Annotated in this window: 15 protein-coding genes; 10 read left to right on the top strand and 5 right to left on the bottom strand. The window is 66.7% G+C overall.

Annotation, left to right across the window (positions count from 1 at the left end; translation table 11 throughout):
* Nucleotides 1-37: 37 nt before the first annotated feature.
* The gene (locus ACFWBU_RS14320) at nt 38-958 is read right to left on the bottom strand and encodes a sulfurtransferase (RefSeq protein WP_378528560.1); all 921 of its coding nucleotides are present in this window, start codon (nt 956-958) and stop codon (nt 38-40) included.
* Between the two features lie 122 nt (nt 959-1,080).
* Here ACFWBU_RS14320 and ACFWBU_RS14315 point away from each other — a divergent pair, with 122 nt between their 5' ends.
* Nucleotides 1,081-1,770, top strand: coding sequence for a GntR family transcriptional regulator (locus tag ACFWBU_RS14315; RefSeq protein ID WP_169622566.1), 690 nt, complete (start codon nt 1,081-1,083; stop codon nt 1,768-1,770).
* 34 nt (nt 1,771-1,804) lie between these two features.
* Here ACFWBU_RS14315 and ACFWBU_RS14310 read toward each other — a convergent pair whose 3' ends face one another.
* Nucleotides 1,805-2,449 carry a PadR family transcriptional regulator gene (locus ACFWBU_RS14310; protein WP_378528558.1) on the bottom strand — a complete coding sequence of 215 codons (645 nt, stop codon included), beginning with the start codon at nt 2,447-2,449 and terminating at the stop codon, nt 1,805-1,807.
* Nucleotides 2,450-2,627: 178 nt separating this feature from the next.
* Here ACFWBU_RS14310 and ACFWBU_RS14305 point away from each other — a divergent pair, with 178 nt between their 5' ends.
* Nucleotides 2,628-4,829 (top strand): DNA polymerase III subunit gamma and tau, encoded by a 2,202-nt coding sequence (locus tag ACFWBU_RS14305; protein ID WP_378528557.1) that lies wholly within the window; start codon nt 2,628-2,630, stop codon nt 4,827-4,829.
* Nucleotides 4,830-4,836: 7 nt separating this feature from the next.
* On the opposite strand, the gene ACFWBU_RS14300 is transcribed toward ACFWBU_RS14305, so the two are convergent.
* The gene (locus tag ACFWBU_RS14300; protein WP_378528556.1) at nt 4,837-5,253 is read right to left on the bottom strand and encodes a low affinity iron permease family protein; all 417 of its coding nucleotides are present in this window, start codon (nt 5,251-5,253) and stop codon (nt 4,837-4,839) included.
* A gap of 308 nt (nt 5,254-5,561) precedes the next feature.
* Between ACFWBU_RS14300 and ACFWBU_RS14295 the strand changes: the two genes are divergently transcribed.
* Both ACFWBU_RS14295 and ACFWBU_RS14290 read left to right on the top strand, forming a co-directional pair.
* The gene (locus tag ACFWBU_RS14295; protein WP_169622581.1) at nt 5,562-6,776 is read left to right on the top strand and encodes an acetyl-CoA C-acetyltransferase; all 1,215 of its coding nucleotides are present in this window, start codon (nt 5,562-5,564) and stop codon (nt 6,774-6,776) included.
* A 35-nt stretch (nt 6,777-6,811) separates the two neighbouring features.
* Nucleotides 6,812-8,947 (top strand): 3-hydroxyacyl-CoA dehydrogenase NAD-binding domain-containing protein, encoded by a 2,136-nt coding sequence (locus ACFWBU_RS14290; RefSeq protein ID WP_206037306.1) that lies wholly within the window; start codon nt 6,812-6,814, stop codon nt 8,945-8,947.
* Nucleotides 8,948-9,051: 104 nt separating this feature from the next.
* On the opposite strand, the gene ACFWBU_RS14285 is transcribed toward ACFWBU_RS14290, so the two are convergent.
* Both ACFWBU_RS14285 and ACFWBU_RS14280 read right to left on the bottom strand, forming a co-directional pair.
* Entirely contained in the window at nt 9,052-10,368 is a 1,317-nt protein-coding gene (locus ACFWBU_RS14285; protein ID WP_378528555.1) for a class I SAM-dependent methyltransferase, read from the bottom strand.
* A complete protein-coding gene (locus ACFWBU_RS14280; RefSeq protein ID WP_378528585.1) occupies nt 10,365-11,807 on the bottom strand; it encodes an FAD-binding oxidoreductase in 1,443 nt (480 codons plus the stop codon). Before ACFWBU_RS14280 ends, ACFWBU_RS14285 begins: the two co-directional genes overlap by 4 nt.
* A 144-nt stretch (nt 11,808-11,951) precedes the next feature.
* Between ACFWBU_RS14280 and ACFWBU_RS14275 the strand changes: the two genes are divergently transcribed.
* From ACFWBU_RS14275 to ACFWBU_RS14250, 6 genes are all read left to right on the top strand, one after another.
* A complete protein-coding gene (locus tag ACFWBU_RS14275) occupies nt 11,952-12,386 on the top strand; it encodes an SRPBCC family protein (RefSeq protein ID WP_378528554.1) in 435 nt (144 codons plus the stop codon).
* An 86-nt stretch (nt 12,387-12,472) separates the two neighbouring features.
* The gene (locus ACFWBU_RS14270; RefSeq protein WP_378528584.1) at nt 12,473-12,796 is read left to right on the top strand and encodes a YbaB/EbfC family nucleoid-associated protein; all 324 of its coding nucleotides are present in this window, start codon (nt 12,473-12,475) and stop codon (nt 12,794-12,796) included.
* A 9-nt stretch (nt 12,797-12,805) separates the two neighbouring features.
* On the top strand, nt 12,806-13,414 hold the full coding sequence (gene recR / locus ACFWBU_RS14265) for a recombination mediator RecR (RefSeq protein WP_169622585.1): 609 nt from the start codon (nt 12,806-12,808) through the stop codon (nt 13,412-13,414).
* Between the two features lie 20 nt (nt 13,415-13,434).
* A complete protein-coding gene (locus ACFWBU_RS14260) occupies nt 13,435-14,010 on the top strand; it encodes a TetR family transcriptional regulator (RefSeq protein ID WP_378528583.1) in 576 nt (191 codons plus the stop codon).
* A gap of 146 nt (nt 14,011-14,156) precedes the next feature.
* Nucleotides 14,157-15,566 carry an MFS transporter gene (locus tag ACFWBU_RS14255; RefSeq protein WP_378528582.1) on the top strand — a complete coding sequence of 470 codons (1,410 nt, stop codon included), beginning with the start codon at nt 14,157-14,159 and terminating at the stop codon, nt 15,564-15,566.
* A 345-nt stretch (nt 15,567-15,911) separates the two neighbouring features.
* Nucleotides 15,912-16,114: transposase (locus ACFWBU_RS14250; protein WP_378528553.1), on the top strand; the 203-nt coding region annotated here is incomplete at its 3' end.

Here is a 16,114-nt window from a genome sequence, read left to right as displayed (position 1 = left end):
GGGGATTCGGGGCAGGGTCAGGACCGGGGACATCGCGTCATGCGTCGCCCTTCCCTTCCGTGACGGTCGATTCGGTCGCGGTCGTGCCGGTGACCATGGGCAGGGCGGGATCTGCGGCCCACTCCTCGAGCGACCCGTCGTAGACCGCGATGTCGTCGCGTCCCGCCCGGACCAGCGCGAGTGCGACCAGGCACGCGGACACGCCACCACCGCAGTAGAGGATCACCGGACGTGCAGCGCCGGCGAGTGCCGCATCGGCCAGTTCGGCCACGTGCGCCGCGGACCGCAGGGTGCCGTCGTCGAGCAGGCTCTTGGCCGAGAGGTTGAGGCTTCCCGGGATGTGCCCGCGACGCGCGTAGCGGGTGGTCGCGGTGCCTGTGAACTGCTCGTGGTCGAGGGCGCAGACCAAGGTGCCGGGCTCGTCTCCTCGGACGACGCCGACGACGTCCTCCCGATCGCGCCACAGTCCGCGGTCGGTCAGGTCGGTTCGGATGCCGGTGGCGTGGTTCTCTGCGGCGTCGCCGGTCTCGACGGGAAGCCCCAGCGCAGTCCAGCGTGCGAGACCACCGTCGAGCACGCGGGCGGGGATGCCGACGTTGCGCAGCATCCACCACAGGCGGGAAGCCCACGTCATGCCGCCGTCGTCGTAGACGACGATGTCGGCGCCGGGAGCGACTCCGAGTCCGGCGAGGGCTCGGGCGAGTCCGTCCGGAGCCGGACGGGAGAAGTGCAGGGTGGGATGGTCGGCGCTGAGATCTCCGAGCAGATCGGCGTGCACCGAACCCGGCAGGTGGGCGCCGCGCCAGGCCGCGTATCCGGATTCGGGGCGGTAGTCGCCGTCGAATCGCGGTTTGGGGAAGGACACCGTGGCGTCCAGGATCGTGTAGGTGCCGACGTCACGTGCCAGTGTTTCGGCGCTGATCAGCACCTGCTCGGATGGTGAAGCCTGGTCGGGCACGCGGTCGTCCTTTCGTGGAACTCGTTTGCGACGCTAAACGACCACGAGCGTATACGCAAGTATTCGTGTGTCATCAATGGCATAATCGGCGGACACACCGGGATCAGCACACGGGGGCACACATGACCGAGCAGGACACTGCGGCAGAGTTGGGGAGTTCGCTCCTCGTAGTGCCGCCGACAGGGCGCGACGACCAGACGTCCAAGCAGTACCTGCGTCTGCGCTCGGACATCCTCGCCGGCAAGTTCCCGCGGGGTGCGGCTCTGCACGAGACTCAGCTCAGCGAGACGTACGGCGCGTCGCGCACCCCGATCCGGGAAGCGCTGAACTGGCTGGCCCACGACGGTCTGCTGGAACGCGCGAATCGCGGTTTCCGGGTGCGTTCGGGCACGCCCGAGGACGTGATCGAGATCTACGCCGCGCGAGTGGCGCTCGAGTCGGAGGCTGCGGGTGCCGCTGCCATCCGGCACACCGACCTGGATCTGGCCCGTCTGGAGCGACTTCACGACTCGTGTTGCCATGCGACGGGCGAGGTCGCGGTGCGAACGGGAAACTTCCGGTTCCACGAGGCGCTGTGGCAGGCCGCGCACAACTCCACGATCACCGCGCTGCTGGTGAGGCTGACCACTCAACTCCGGATCTACGACTCCGGCCCGCCGTCGAACTACGGCGAGCCCGACCTGCTCAACGACGAGCACGCCCAGATCCTCGACGCACTCCGGGCGCGCGACGAGACCGCGGCCCGCGAGCACATGCGCGCGCATCTCGAGCGCAGCCGGGAGCAGCGCATTCGGATGTTCGCGGGGAGCTGAGCGCAGGCCGCGTCGAACTCGGTCACCGTCGAACTCAGTCGCTCTCGGGCGACGCGGTCGTACCGTCGTCTTCCGCCAGAATCCGGTACAGCGCCTTCTTGGCATCGGTGAGCACCTTGTGTGCCGCGGTGACGTCCGCGTCGGTTCCGGTCACGGCGACAGACCGCGCCGCGTGCTGCAACCCGTGCAGGGCTGCACGCAGGTCCGGTGTCTCCGCTTCGCGGGTGTGGCCCTCGAACGGGTCTGCCGGGACGTTCTCCGGGTCGTCGACGAGAGCGCGGCCCTCGTCGGTCAGCGACACGAGCTTGCGTCCGCCGTTCTTGTCGACGACGACGAGTCCTTCGTCCTCGAGTTGGGCGATGGTCGGGTAGATGGCGCCCGGGCTGGGCCGCCATGCCCCGCCGGTGCGTTCGGCGATGGCCTGCATGAGCTGGTAGCCGTGCATCGGTTCGTCGGTGAGCAGCATCAGGACGGCGGCGCGCACGTCGCCGCGCTGAGCACGGCCCCGGCGTCCGCCGCGGGGTGGGTGTCCGCCGCGATGCGGCCGGGGATGAGGCCCTCCTCCGGGGTGTTGCGGCGTGCCCCGCTGCGGTCCGTCCGGGCGGAACGGCCCATCGGGGAGGAAGTCGTGATCGTGTCCGGCGCGACGCGCGCCGTGGGGGAATCCGTGGATGCGCATGAGGTGCACTCCCTTCCTGTAGATACGATCAAGATAGGACGCGATATATCGTTACGTCAAGGGTCGGATATGAACTGACCCACGCAACGCTCCTCTCGCGTGGCCGGGACCAGGGGATGTGCCGGCGACGCGGAGACCGACCTGCTCATGTGTCGGCCCGCGCCGGTACTCTCGGCGCGTGGCCCTGTACCGGAAATATCGACCCGCGACCTTTGCCGAGGTGGTGGGGCAGGAGCACGTCACCGTTCCGCTCGGCACCGCCCTCGATACCGGCCGTATCAACCATGCCTACCTGTTCTCGGGTCCGCGTGGATGCGGCAAGACATCGTCCGCGCGCATCCTCGCCCGTTCGCTCAACTGCGAAGAGGGCCCGACGTCCACGCCGTGCGGGAAATGCCGGTCGTGCATCGCGCTCGGTCCGGGCGGGGGAGGCAACCTCGACGTCACCGAACTCGACGCCGCGAGTCACGGCGGCGTGGACGACACCCGCGAACTCCGCGACCGCGCGTTCTACGCTCCGGCCGAGTCGCGCTACCGCATCTTCATCATCGACGAGGCGCACATGGTCAGCACGCAGGGCTTCAACGCCCTGCTCAAGATCGTCGAAGAGCCGCCCGAGCATCTGATCTTCGTCTTCGCGACCACCGAGCCCGAAAAGGTGCTGCCGACCATCCGGTCGCGTACCCACCACTATCCGTTCCGGTTGCTTGCTCCCACCGCCATGCGCGGCCTGCTCGAAGAGATCTGCACGCGGGAGAACGTCCCGGTCGCCGACGCGGTCTACCCGCTGGTGATTCGTGCCGGAGGCGGTTCCCCACGCGATTCGCTGTCGGTGATGGATCAGTTGCTGGCCGGTGCCGGACCGGAGGGTGTGACCTACGAGCGGGCGCTGTCGCTTCTCGGCGTCACCGACGTCGCGCTCATCGACGAGGCGGTCGATGCCCTCGCGGCCGGAGATGGCGCGGCGCTGTTCGGCACCGTCGAGAAGATCATGGACGCCGGTCACGACCCGCGGCGATTCGCCGTCGACCTTCTCGAGCGGTTCCGCGACCTGATTCTCATGCGCACCGTCCCCGATGCTCCCGAGCGCGGCCTGATCGACGTTCCGGGTGACGTCCTCGAGCGGATGCGCGACGAGGCGTCGCGGATCGGACCGGCCACGCTCACCCGTTACGCGGAGATCGTCCACGCCGGACTGGGGGAGATGCGAGGTGCCACCGCGCCGCGTCTGCTGCTCGAAGTGATGTGCGCCCGCATGTTGCTCCCCGCAGCCTCCGATACGGATTCGGCTGTGCTGCAACGACTCGAACGGCTCGAGCAAGGCATGGTCGCGGCGCGGCCCGTCGCCGCACCGGCCCGCGGCACCGCTCCGGAACGAGAGACGCCGGCAGATGCCGTCGTCCCGCCGCAGCCGGCGGGAGCGCCGGACGAGGCCGCGACCCGATTCCGGCGGCCGTCCCAGCGCCAGGCGACGCCGCCTTCGCAGCCCGACACCACGGTCCCGGCAGCTCCGCCTGCTCCGTCCGAGCCCGACCCGGTGTCGCCCCCCGTGCGGGATCGGCAGCCGGCCCCGCCGGTTCCCGCGCAGGATGCGGTCCGGGCCGGAGACAGCCCGTCCGGCACGCCGGAACCCGACGCCGTTCCGGAGCCCCGGCGTACTCCCGAGCCGGAACCGGCTGCGGCACAGCCGCTGTCGCCGGAGGTTTCCGAGGTCCCCGCGCCGGTAGCGGCAGGACCCGACGCCGCCGCGATCCGCGCGGTGTGGTCCGAGGTCCGGGCGAAGGTGCGAGACCGCAGCCGCACCGTCGAGGTCATGCTGTCCGGTGCGACGGTGCGCGAAGTCGACGGTAACCGCGTCGTCCTCGTCCACGACTCTGCGCCGCTGGTCAAGCGACTGGCCGAGCCTCGCAACGCGACCGTGATCGCCGCCGCCCTCGGCGACGTCTTCGGCGGCACGTTCGAAGTCACATGCCTGCACGGGTCTGCACCGGCCGCCCCGGTCACAACCGCTCCCGCACAAGCACAGTCGAAGCAGTCCGGGCAGCCTCGCTTTTCCCGTCCGAGCCAGGCGAAGCAGACACCTGCCCCCTCCCCGGCGCCGTCCGGACCGCAGGGGTCTCCGCAGAATGCCTCCGCGGCGCCGCCCGACGACGACATCCCGCCGCCCGAAGCGCCCGACCTGCCCGACGACCCCGGACTCGAGCCGGGCTACGTGCCGCTCCCGCCCCCGGACCCGTCTGTGGTGACACCCGAGGACGTCGAGCAGATGTTCGCCGAGGCCGCCACCCCGGGCGATCCTTCGGCGCGACGCGACCCCGAAGATGTGGCGATCGAACTGCTCGAGGACATCCTGGGAGCGAAGCGACTCGACGAGAAATAGCGGCGGGTCAGACACCTTCCTTGGTCTCGAGTCCCACGGCCTGCTGCAATTCCTTGCGATCCTTGGTCAGCTCCGGCCGCTGATCGGCGAGTTGCTCCATCAGATCGGCGAGCGCGTCCGCGATGGCGTTGAGCTTGTGCTGAACGGCGTCGTCGGACCGCTTCTGGGTGTTCTGCAGCAGGGCCACCAGGAGAAACGTGATGATCGTGGTGGCGGTGTTGATGATCAGTTGCCAGGTGTCGATATTCCCCAGCACGAGGAACGACGGCGCCCAGACGAGCACGAGGACGACGCAGAACGCGAAGAACCATGCGTGTGCCGTGAGGCCCCCGACCCGGGTGGCGAAGCGGTCGAAAATCGACAGCCGGCCGGACACCGCGGACGGCATCCGGGGATTGCGATGGGTGGTTTCTGTTGCGGACACGGCGCCTCCTGACATGCGAACTCGATCTCGCGGTTACCCGTTTCAGGTCCGTCGAACCGCTCCTCCCGCCGCCTCGCGACCGGTCGGTGCGGGCGACCGGCCAGCGAGAGCGAACCCCGATTCTTCGACCGTCTTCGCGGTGCTCGTGTTCTGACGGAAGGTCGCTCGGTTCGGTCACGGACCCCGATCGCTTCGGTCCTTACCGCTGTGGGCCACACCTTCTACGGTGGTGTGAAGTTGGGCACGACGGCTCCGAAGGGGGCCGTCGGTGCTGTTACTCCGCAAGCACGGGAAGGAACCTGCGCACTGTGACCACCGAGGCATTCATCTATGAAGCCATCCGAACACCACGAGGCCGAGGCAAGAAGACGGGATCGTTGCACTCCGTCAAGCCGATCTCTCTGGTTACCGGCCTGATCGACGAACTGCGCGTCCGCTTCCCCGACCTGGACGAGAACCGCATCTCGGATCTCATCCTCGGTGTCGTGGGCCCGGTCGGCGATCAGGGTGCCGATATCGCTCGCACCGCCGTCACCGTCGCCAACATGCCGGCCACCACCGGTGGTGTCCAGATCAACCGTTTCTGCGCGTCCGGCCTCGAAGCCGTCAACATGGCTGCGCAGAAGGTCCGCTCCGGCTGGGACGAACTGGTCCTCGCCGGTGGTGTCGAGTCCATGTCGCGCGTGCCCATGGGTTCCGACGGCGGCGCGTGGATGCTCGACCCCGCCACGAACTACGACAGCTACCTCGTGCCCCAGGGCATCTCGGCCGACCTGATCGCGACCATCGAGGGCTTCTCCCGCGAGGACGTCGACGCCTACGCACTGCGTTCGCAGCAGCTCGCAGCCGCAGCGTGGTCCGGTGGCTACTTCTCGAAGTCGGTCGTGCCCGTCAAGGACCAGAACGGTCTGACGATCCTCGAGCAGGACGAGCACATGCGTCCCGACACGACCCTCGAGGGTCTGGCGAAGCTGCAGCCGTCGTTCGCGTCGGTCGGCGAGATGGGCGGCTTCGACGCTGTCGCGCTGCAGAAGTACCACTTCGTGGAGAAGATCAACCACGTCCACCACGGCGGTAACAGCTCGGGCATCGTCGACGGCGCGGCTCTCGTGCTCGTCGGCTCCGAGCAGGCCGGCCAGGATCTCGGTCTCACCCCGCGTGCCCGCGTAGTGGCGACGGCCACCTCGGGTGCCGATTCGACCATCATGCTCACCGGTCCGACTCCGGCCGCCGAGAAGGTGCTCGCCGCCGCCGGTCTCACCGCCGACGACATCGACCTCTTCGAGATCAACGAGGCGTTCGCGTCCGTCGTCCTGAAGTTCCAGAAGGATCTGAAGATCCCGGACGAGAAGCTCAACGTCAACGGCGGCGCCATCGCGATGGGTCACCCGCTCGGCGCTACCGGCGCCATGATCACCGGCACCATGATCGACGAGCTCGAGCGCCGCGGAGCCAAGCGCGCCCTCGTCACCTTGTGCATCGGTGGCGGTATGGGCGTGGCCACCATCATCGAGCGCGTCTGATACCCGGAAGGATTCGAAATACAGTGACCGACAACATGATTTCTTGGGATCAGGACGCCGACGGCATCGTTGTGCTCACCCTGGACGACCCCAACCAGGGCGCGAACACCATGAACGCGCTCTACAAGTCCTCCATGAAAGCCACCGTCGACCGCCTGGTCGAGGAGAAGGACTCGATCAGCGGTGTGGTGATCACGTCGGCGAAGAAGACCTTCTTCGCCGGAGGCGACCTCCGCAACATCATCGCGATCGGCCCGGACGACGCGCAGGCCGCGTTCGACGAGGTACAGGACATCAAGGCAGACCTCCGTCGCCTCGAAACCCTCGGCAAGCCCGTCGTCGCCGCCATCAACGGTGCGGCCCTGGGCGGTGGCCTCGAGATCGCTCTCGCGACCCATCACCGGATCGCCGCGGACGTCAAGGGCGTTCAGATCGGCCTGCCCGAGGCCAGCCTCGGCCTGCTGCCCGGTGGCGGCGGTATCACCCGCACCGTGCGTCTGCTCGGCATCCAGACCGCGCTCCTCTCGGTCCTGCTGCAGGGCAACAAGTACAACGCCGTGAAGGCCAAGGAGATCGGCCTGGTTCACGAGGTCGTCGGCAGCGTCGACGAACTCGTTCCCGCTGCGAAGGCGTGGATCAAGGCCAATCCCGAGGGTGGCGTTCAGCCGTGGGACGTCAAGGGATACAAGATCCCCGGCGGCACCCCGTCGACCCCCTCGCTCGCCGCGAACCTCCCCGCGTTCCCGGCGAACCTGCGCAAGCAGATCAAGGGCGCGCCGATGCCGGCTCCGCGCGCGATCATGTCCGCCGCAGTCGAGGGCTCGCAGGTCGACTTCGACAACGCGTCGACCATCGAGTCCCGTTACTTCACGGAACTGGCCACCGGCCAGGTCGCGAAGAACATGATCCAGGCGTTCTTCTTCGACATGCAGGCCATCAACTCGGGCGCGTCGCGTCCGAAGGACGTGCCCAAGCGTGAGATCAAGAAGATCGGCGTGCTCGGCGCCGGCATGATGGGCGCGGGCATCGCGTACGTCTCCGCGCGTGCCGGGTACGAGGTCGTCCTCAAGGACATCAGCATCGAGGCCGCCGAGCGCGGCAAGAACTACTCGGAGAAGATCGAGGCCAAGGCGCTCTCGCGTGGGAAGACCACCGAGGAGAAGTCCAAGGAACTGCTCGGCCGCATCCACCCGACCGCCGACGCGGCCGATTTCAAGGGTGTCGACTTCGTCATCGAGGCCGTCTTCGAGAGCACCGAGCTCAAGCACAAGGTGTTCCAGGAGATCGAGGACATCGTCGAACCCGACGCGCTGCTCGGCTCCAACACCTCGACGCTGCCGATCACCGGTCTCGCCACGGGTGTGAAGCGTCCCGAGGACTTCATCGGGATCCACTTCTTCTCGCCGGTCGACAAGATGCCGCTGGTGGAGATCATCAAGGGTGAGAAGACCTCGGACGAGGCGCTGGCCCGCGTGTTCGACTACACGCTCGCGATCCGCAAGACCCCGATCGTCGTCAACGACAGCCGTGGATTCTTCACCTCGCGAGTCATCGGCACGTTCGTCAACGAGGCCATCGCGATGCTCGGCGAGGGCATCGAGCCCGCGACGATCGAGCAGGCCGGTTCGCAGGCGGGCTACCCGGCTCCGCCGCTGCAGCTGACCGACGAGCTGAACATGAAGCTCATGCAGAAGATCGCCAAGGAGACCGCGGAGGCCGCCAAGCAGGGCGACACCAAGATGGGCGCCACCCGTCACCCCGCGCTCGACGTCATCGACTGGATGGTCGAGCAGGGTCGTCCGGGTCGTCTGGAGAAGGCCGGTTTCTACGAGTACGACGAGAACGGCAAGCGTCAGGGCATCTGGCAGGGCGTGCGCGATCAGTTCAAGACCGTCGCGACCCTGGATGTTCCGCTGCAGGACCTGATCGACCGGATGCTCTTCGCCGAGGCCATCGAGACGCAGAAGTGCTTCGACGAGGGTGTTCTCGAGACCACCGCCGACGCCAACATCGGTTCGATCCTCGGCATCGGCTTCCCGGCGTGGACCGGTGGTGTCTCGCAGTTCATCACGGGATACGCGGGCGGCAAGGCCGGCTTCGTGAAGCGGGCCGAGGAGCTCGCCGCGAAGTACGGTGAGCGCTTCACCCCGCCGGCGTCGCTCCGCGACTGACCTGCGCATGCACGTCCGATAGACAGGAAGGGCCCCGAATCGCTTCGGGGCCCTTCCTCGTTCCGGCTACGGCGTCATCGGTGTGAGGCCGCCGGCGGCGGGGGCTATGCGACCCACCACGGGCGCAGGGGTACCTGCGGACGCTGGTCCGCGCCGAGCTTGACGCCGAGCACGTGGTGCAACTGGATGATGTTGCGTTCGAATCCGAGCCGGGACCCGGCCATGTACAGGCCCCACAACCGCGCGGTGCCCTCGCCCACCTCGGCGACGCACGCATCCCAGTTCTTTTCGAGGTTTTCGCACCAGCCGGCGAGGGTGTACGCGTAGTGCTGCCGGAGGTTCTCCTCGTGCACCACTTCGAATCCGACGTTCTGCGCTTCGGTGATGATGCGGCCGGAGCCGGTGAGTTCCCCGTCGGGGAACACGTACCGGTCGATGAATCCGCCGGCCTTCACCCGCCCACGGTTGTGCGGGCGCGTGATGCAGTGGTTGAGGAGCAGCCCGCCCACCCGCAGCTTGTCGTGCAGGAACTGGAAGTACGCGGGGTAGTTTCCGACGCCGATGTGCTCGGTGAGGCCGATCGACGAGATCGCGTCGAATCCGGTTTCGGTCACGTCGCGGTAGTCGGAGTGCCGAACCTCGGCCAGATCGCCGAGCCCTTCGTCCGCGATCGCCTGCCGCGCCCACTCCGCCTGCTCGCGCGACAGGGTCACCCCGAGTGCCTTCACTCCACGGCGCGCGGCGAAGCGCACCATTCCGCCCCAGCCGCAACCGATGTCGAGGAGACGGTCACCGGGTTGCAGGCGGAGCTTTTCGAAGATGAGGCGGTACTTGTTCTCCTGGGCATCGTCGAGTTTCTGGCTCTCGGAATCGAAGAGAGCGCACGTGTACGTCATCGTCGGGCCGAGTACGTACTCGTAGAACGTGTTGGACACGTCGTAGTGGTGATGGATGACCTCGGCATCGCGATTCTTGGAATGCCGGAGACCTTCCGCGACGCGGCGCCATCGGGGCAGATGTTCCTGCGGCGGCGGCGCGATCGGCCTGAGCAGTTCCGTACCGAGCGACCGGGCGATCTGCGCGAGGACGCGGGCCGGGGGGCGCTCGAAATGCATGTCTCCCAGGGCGGCAAGCAAAGCGTAGGGGTTACCGGGATGAGCGCCGCGGATCTCGAGTTCACCGGAAATGTATGCGCGCGCCATCCCGAGGTCGCCGGGGGCGGTCGCGATGTAGGTCGCGCCCTTGGGCGACGCGAGATGAAGGGCGTAAGGGGAGTTTTCCGGACCCGCGGCCGAATTGTCGTACGCCGTGAAACGCAGCGGCATGGCGCCGCCCGTGACGGTTTCGACGATCTTCGCGAGGGGGATCTTGCCATCGGCCGGGCGCACGCCGGCCGAAGGCTCGGACTTGAACGTGGTCATCTTCTTTGCACCGCCTTCGAGAAAAGGTCCAGTAAGCGGGACCGCGGGTCGTACTTCTTCTTGAGTGCGGTGTATTCCCCACCGCTGTAATACAGTTTCTCGAACTCGTCGCGTGTGTAGTACGAGTCGGAGTACAGGGATTTGTGACCGTCGAGTTCCGCCACCTTGTTTTCGATGAGCCGGTTCGCGGCACCGTCGACCCCGCCGGGATCGGCGGGCACCGAGGACCAGAAGCCGACGTTGACATACGTGCGTTTGGGTTCGAGGGGATACAGCGGCCACGGACGCTGGGCATCGAACGACGCACCGCCCGGTCCGTGACGCTCGCGCAATCGCAACGGGCACAGCCATATCGGCTCGATGGGGGTTTCTTCGAGGAACCAGCGCACGAATTCCTCGGTGCGTTCGACCGGTACCTCGATGTCCTGCACGACACGTTCACGAGGGGGATTGCCCTTGCGTGCCTCGATACGATCGGCGACCGCGTATTTGTGGTCCAGCGCGATGAGCTTCCAGTAGAAACTGCTGCGCAGCAGTCGCTTCGGCCAGAACCGGCGGATTCGGGGGTCTTGTGCCCCGAACGCCCTCGAACACCAGAACCAGTCGGTGTCCCAGCGCCACAGGTAGTCGCGGATCGTGAGCCGATCGGTTTTGGGATGGTTGACCGACGCGTGCTGGATGGACCGGTAGTAGATGTCGCGTCCGGTGTAGTCGGATACCGGACCCGGCTCGTCCGTCTGGACCCCGAGTGTGAGGTAGCTTTCCTCGGCGGAGAAGACGACGCCGTCGATGTAGTCCACAGCGACACCGGCATACACGCGGTCGGCGGTGATCCGATCGAGCGCTGCCTGCATCTCGGCGAGTGAATCGAACCGCAGATGGCGCAGGGCAACGAACCGTTTGACCGGTTCGAGTTCGATCCTCAGGCGGGTCGCGTATCCGAGGGACCCGTACGAATTGGGGAATCCTCGGAACAGATCCGAGTGTTCGCCGTCGGGCCGCGCCGTGACGATCTCACCTGCGCCGGTGAGGATGTCCATCTCGAGCACCGATTCGTGGGGCAGACCGTTCCGGAACGAGGTCGACTCGATTCCGAGACCGGTGACGGCGCCGCCCAGGGTGATGGTCTTCAGTTGCGGAACCACGAGGGGAGCAAGCCCGTAGGGCAATGTCGCGTCGACGAGGTGTTCGTAGGTGCACATCCCGGCGACATCCGCGGTGCGGGTACGCGGATCGACCGACACGACACCGCCGAGGCCGGAGACGTCCAGCCCGGGGGCATCCACTTTCGCGCGGGCACGGAAGAGATTCGACGTTTTTTTCGCGAGCCGTACCGGCGCACGCTCGGGAATGTCGCGGTACGAGCGCAACAGTCGTTCCACACCTTCGCGGTGAACCTGCAGTCCGTACGGACTCGTGGCACGTGACGATCCCAGCATGAGCATCGACTCCCCTGCGGCGCTGCTTGATGGCACACCCACAATAAACCCGTGGCTCGTGCCCGTCCCGGTACTGAGGAGAAGGCAGGATGGACGGAGAACTCGTCCACAAGCAGTATCCGATCGACTACGGAGGAAATCGACATGGCGCAGGTCAGTGCGAGCAGTTCGATACAACTGGAGGCAGCGCCCGACAAGGTGCTTGCTGCCCTCGCCGATTACGAGACGGTGCGCCCCCGCATCCTGTCGGATCATTACCGCGACTACCGGGTGATCTCGGGTGGCCGGGGTGAGGGCACCGTCGTGCATTGGATTCTCCAGGCCACCGAGAAGCGGCAGCGCGATGTGCAGGCCACCGTCTCTGTTTCCGGCAGCACCATCACGGAGACGGACACGAACTCGTCGCTCGTGACCACCTGGAGCGTCGTGCCCCACGGCACGGGTTCGACGGTGGTCGTCCTCACCGGCTGGAACGGAGCGGGTGGTATCGGTGGATTCTTCGAGAAGACCTTCGCGCCGATCGGTCTGCGCAAGATCCAGCAGCAGGTCCTTCAGAACCTGAAGAACGAAGTGGACTGAACTCTCCGTCGTATCACCGCAGACGGTGGACGACTACCCTGGACAGACAAACGTGCAGAAAGGACGTGTCCGTGCAACCCGGTGGAATGCCCGACATGCAGCAACTCCTCGCTCAGGCCCAGCAGATGCAGCAGCAACTGATGGCCGCTCAGAACGAAATGTCACAGGAGGAGGTCACCGGTCAGGCCGGTGGAGGCCTGGTGACCGCGACGGTGAAGGGCACGGGTGAGGTCGTCGCCGTGCACATCGATCCGAAGGTCGTCGATCCCGACGATGTCGAAACCCTGCAGGACCTGGTGGTCGGTGCGATCGCCGACGCATCCGCGAAGGCGCAGGAGAGTGCCGCCGAGAAGCTCGGCCCGCTCGCCGGCGGTCTCGGCGGCGGCATTCCCGGCTTGCCCGGTCTCTAGAGGTTCGCGTTGTACGAAGGACCGGTACAGGACCTCATCGACGAACTGGGCAAGCTTCCCGGCGTCGGGCCGAAGAGTGCGCAGCGCATCGCGTTCCATCTGTTGTCGGTGGAGCCTCCCGAGATCGACCGACTCCAGGCGGCGTTGCAGAAGGTGCGCGACGGGGTTCAGTTCTGTGAGGTGTGCGGCACCGTGTCGGATCGGGAGCGGTGCAGGATCTGTTCGGACCTCCGGCGCGACCGCACACAGATCTGTGTGGTCGAGGAACCCAAGGACGTGCAGGCGATCGAGCGCACCCGCGAGTTCCGCGGCCGCTACCACGTGCTCGGTGGTGCGCTCGATCCGCTCAACGGCATCGGGCCTGACCAGTTGCACATCCGGGAACTGCTCACCCGGATCGGCAACCAGGAGGACGGCGTCGACGTCTCCGAGGTGATCATCGCGACCGATCCCAACACGGAGGGCGAGGCCACCGCGACGTATCTGGTCCGGATGTTGCGCGACTTCCCCGGGCTGACCGTGACGCGCCTCGCGTCCGGCCTGCCGATGGGCGGTGACCTCGAGTTCGCGGACGAGCTCACCCTCGGACGTGCGCTGTCGGGCCGGCGAGCGATGTGACCGGCGGAGCCGCGGACGACATCGCTCCGGACGAACCCGAGAAGCGCCGACGGAGTTCGGACGAGACGCGCAAGCTGATCCTCGATGCGGCGGGCAAGGCGTTCGCGACCCGGTCGTACCGCGACATCACCCTCAAGGACATCGCGGTGGACGCGGGGGTGAGTGCTCCGCTGATCATCAAGTACTTCGGCTCGAAGGAGCAGTTGTACGAAGCGCTGGTGGACTTCCAAGCCGGCGCGCAGGTGCTGTTCGACGGCCCGCTGGAGACGCTGGGGGAGCGGATGGTTGCGATGTTCGCCCGTCCGCTCGAACCGTACAAGCCGTTGTCCATGAACATTCTGTTCATGAGCGGGGCGAGCGACGAGAGCAATCGGCTGCTGCGTGAGAACTATTCGACGCAGATGATCGATGCCCTTGCCGCGAGGCTGCCGGGCGTCGATGCGAGGTTGCGCGCCGAACTCGCGATGTCGGCGGTGATGGGTCTCGCGATCATGCGTCGTCGCATGATGCGGGAGCACGCCACGGGGACGCTGGACGAGGTCGTGGCCCTCTACGCACCGGTGGTGCAGGCGCTTCTCGACGGCATTCGGGAGTGAATCGTCTCACTCGTGTTGTGAGGTAAATGGGTGTTCACCTAATCTGGTGAACACCCATTCACCTATGCCGAGGAGGGTCCTTGACAGTTTCGGTCCCTCTGCGGCTGTCCGTGCCCCGCCGGTTCCGTCCCGCGGAACGAACCCGCATCGACGCTTCCGCTGCCCGTCGTCCGGACCTTCGCCGGTTCGTCTTCGCGGTGCTCGCCGTCGGAGCCGTCTTCCAGGCGATCATGCAGACGGTCATGGTGCCGCTACTGCCCAGCATGCCGGGCTTCACCGGTGCCGGACCGACCGCGGTGTCGTGGTTGGTGACGGCGACGCTGCTGGTCGGCGCGGTGATGACACCGATCTTCGGCCGCCTCGCCGACATGATCGGCAAGAAGAAGATGCTCCTGATCGCCTTCACGGTGATGACCATCGGATCGCTGATCTGCGCCATGACCTCGAACATCGGGCTGCTCATCTTTGCGCGCGGCCTGCAGGGAGCGGGCGCCGCAGTGCTTCCGATCGGCATGGCGATCCTGCGCGAGGTGCTGCCGCGCGATCGCGTGGACCGCTCGGTTGCGATGCTCAGCTCGACCCTCGGCATCGGCACCGCGATCGGAATCCCCTTCGCCGCAGCCATCGTGCAATTCGCCGACTGGCACCTGCTGTTCTGGGTCACCGCGGCCATCGGTGCGGGCGTGACGCTTGCGGCGTGGTTCGTCGTGCCGGAATCGGACAGCCGCGCGGGCGGGCGCTTCGACGTGGTGGGTGCGGCCGGACTGTCGGCAGCACTGATCTGTTTGCTGGTGCCCATCACCCAGGGCAGTTCGTGGGGCTGGACGAGCCCGGCAGTGCTGTCCATGGCCGCATCCGCCGTGGTCGTCTTCGGCATCTGGGGCTTCCAGCAACTGCGCAACCGCAATCCGCTCGTCGACCTTCGCGTCGCCGCTCGGCGTTCCGTGCTCACCCCGCACCTGTCGGCGTTGCTCGTCGGGTTCGCGTTCTACGGAAATACACTCATCACCACCCAGTTGCTGCAGGCACCGCGGGGCGAGGGCGCGGGATACGGTCTGACGATCCTTCAGGCGGCGGCGTGCCAGCTCGCCGCGAGCGTCGCCATGATGATCTTTGCGATCGTGGCGTCGCGGATCACCGAGCGATTCGGTCCGAAGGTGACGATCATGATCGGTGCGCTGTTCCTGCTCGCCGGCTACGGCATCCACGCGGTGCCGGACAAACCGCTCTGGCTGGTCGTGGCCGCGATCTTCGTCGCGGCAGTCGGCACGTCGCTCGTGTACTGCACGTTGCCGGTGCTGATTCTCGGAGCGGTCCCCCTGGAGCAGAACGCAGCAGCCAACGGCGTCAACGTTCTGCTGCGCACGGTGGGCAGCACGGTGTGCAGCGCAGTGGTCGCATCGGTGCTCGCCGCTCACGCCTTCGCGGGCGGTGTGAGCACCGCCGGGTTCGTCATCGCCTATCTGGTGTGTGCCGCATGCGCGATCGTGGTCTTCGCGTCGGCGTTCGCGCTGCCGTCACGACAGACGCGTCGGCCCCGCTCGACGACGGTCTGACGGGGACGTCGGGGCAAGACCTGCTCGGAAAGGTGAACACGCGAAGCACCGCGTTCTATCTCTAATTCCATGTCATCACCCGCTCCGTCATCTCAGATGCCCTCGTAGATGCACGCGAGAGCCTGAGCAACAGCTGGCGTCTGCATCATCTCGCGGATCGCGGCGGCAAAGTTCGGAGTCCCTGCCGATTCAAGGCGTGTCGCGAGGTTGAAGGGTCTACCGAGTCGGCGGTGATAGGAAATCTGCTCGAGTAGGGCTTCTCGTGGCATGTCCCCTGCGAGTCGGTCCGGGTTGTTCTAGAGTCCTGATTGCCCTGGTGAGGGCGAAGAAGGGACGATAGGGATCATGGCGGGACGCAAACGTCACTCGGCGGAGGACATCGTGCGCAAGCTGCGCCGAGCCGACGAGTTGGCCGCGGAAGGCAAGAACGGTGAGGAAATCGCCGCAGCGCTTGAGGTGTCGGCGGCGACGCTGTACAACTGGCGGCGCCAGTACTCCGGCATGGACGCCGATGCAGCGAAGGAACTCAAGGAACTGCGGGAGCAGAA

Origin of the sequence: Rhodococcus sp. NPDC060084, from assembly GCF_042730335.1 — a bacterium.
In the GTDB taxonomy this organism is placed as follows: domain Bacteria; phylum Actinomycetota; class Actinomycetes; order Mycobacteriales; family Mycobacteriaceae; genus Rhodococcus.
This window is presented reverse-complemented; position numbering and strand designations above follow the sequence as displayed.

Bases quoted from the DNA above. Each gene is read 5' to 3' on its own strand.
- ACFWBU_RS14315 (WP_169622566.1), top strand. From the start codon at position 1,081: ATGACCGAGCAGGACACTGCGGCAGAGTTGGGGAGTTCGCTCCTCGTA.
- ACFWBU_RS14310 (WP_378528558.1), bottom strand. From the start codon at position 2,449: ATGCGCATCCACGGATTCCCCCACGGCGCGCGTCGCGCCGGACACGAT.
- ACFWBU_RS14290 (WP_206037306.1), top strand. From the start codon at position 6,812: ATGATTTCTTGGGATCAGGACGCCGACGGCATCGTTGTGCTCACCCTG.
- ACFWBU_RS14285 (WP_378528555.1), bottom strand. From the start codon at position 10,368: ATGACCACGTTCAAGTCCGAGCCTTCGGCCGGCGTGCGCCCGGCCGAT.
- ACFWBU_RS14280 (WP_378528585.1), bottom strand. From the start codon at position 11,807: ATGCTGGGATCGTCACGTGCCACGAGTCCGTACGGACTGCAGGTTCAC.
- ACFWBU_RS14275 (WP_378528554.1), top strand. From the start codon at position 11,952: ATGGCGCAGGTCAGTGCGAGCAGTTCGATACAACTGGAGGCAGCGCCC.
- ACFWBU_RS14270 (WP_378528584.1), top strand. From the start codon at position 12,473: ATGCCCGACATGCAGCAACTCCTCGCTCAGGCCCAGCAGATGCAGCAG.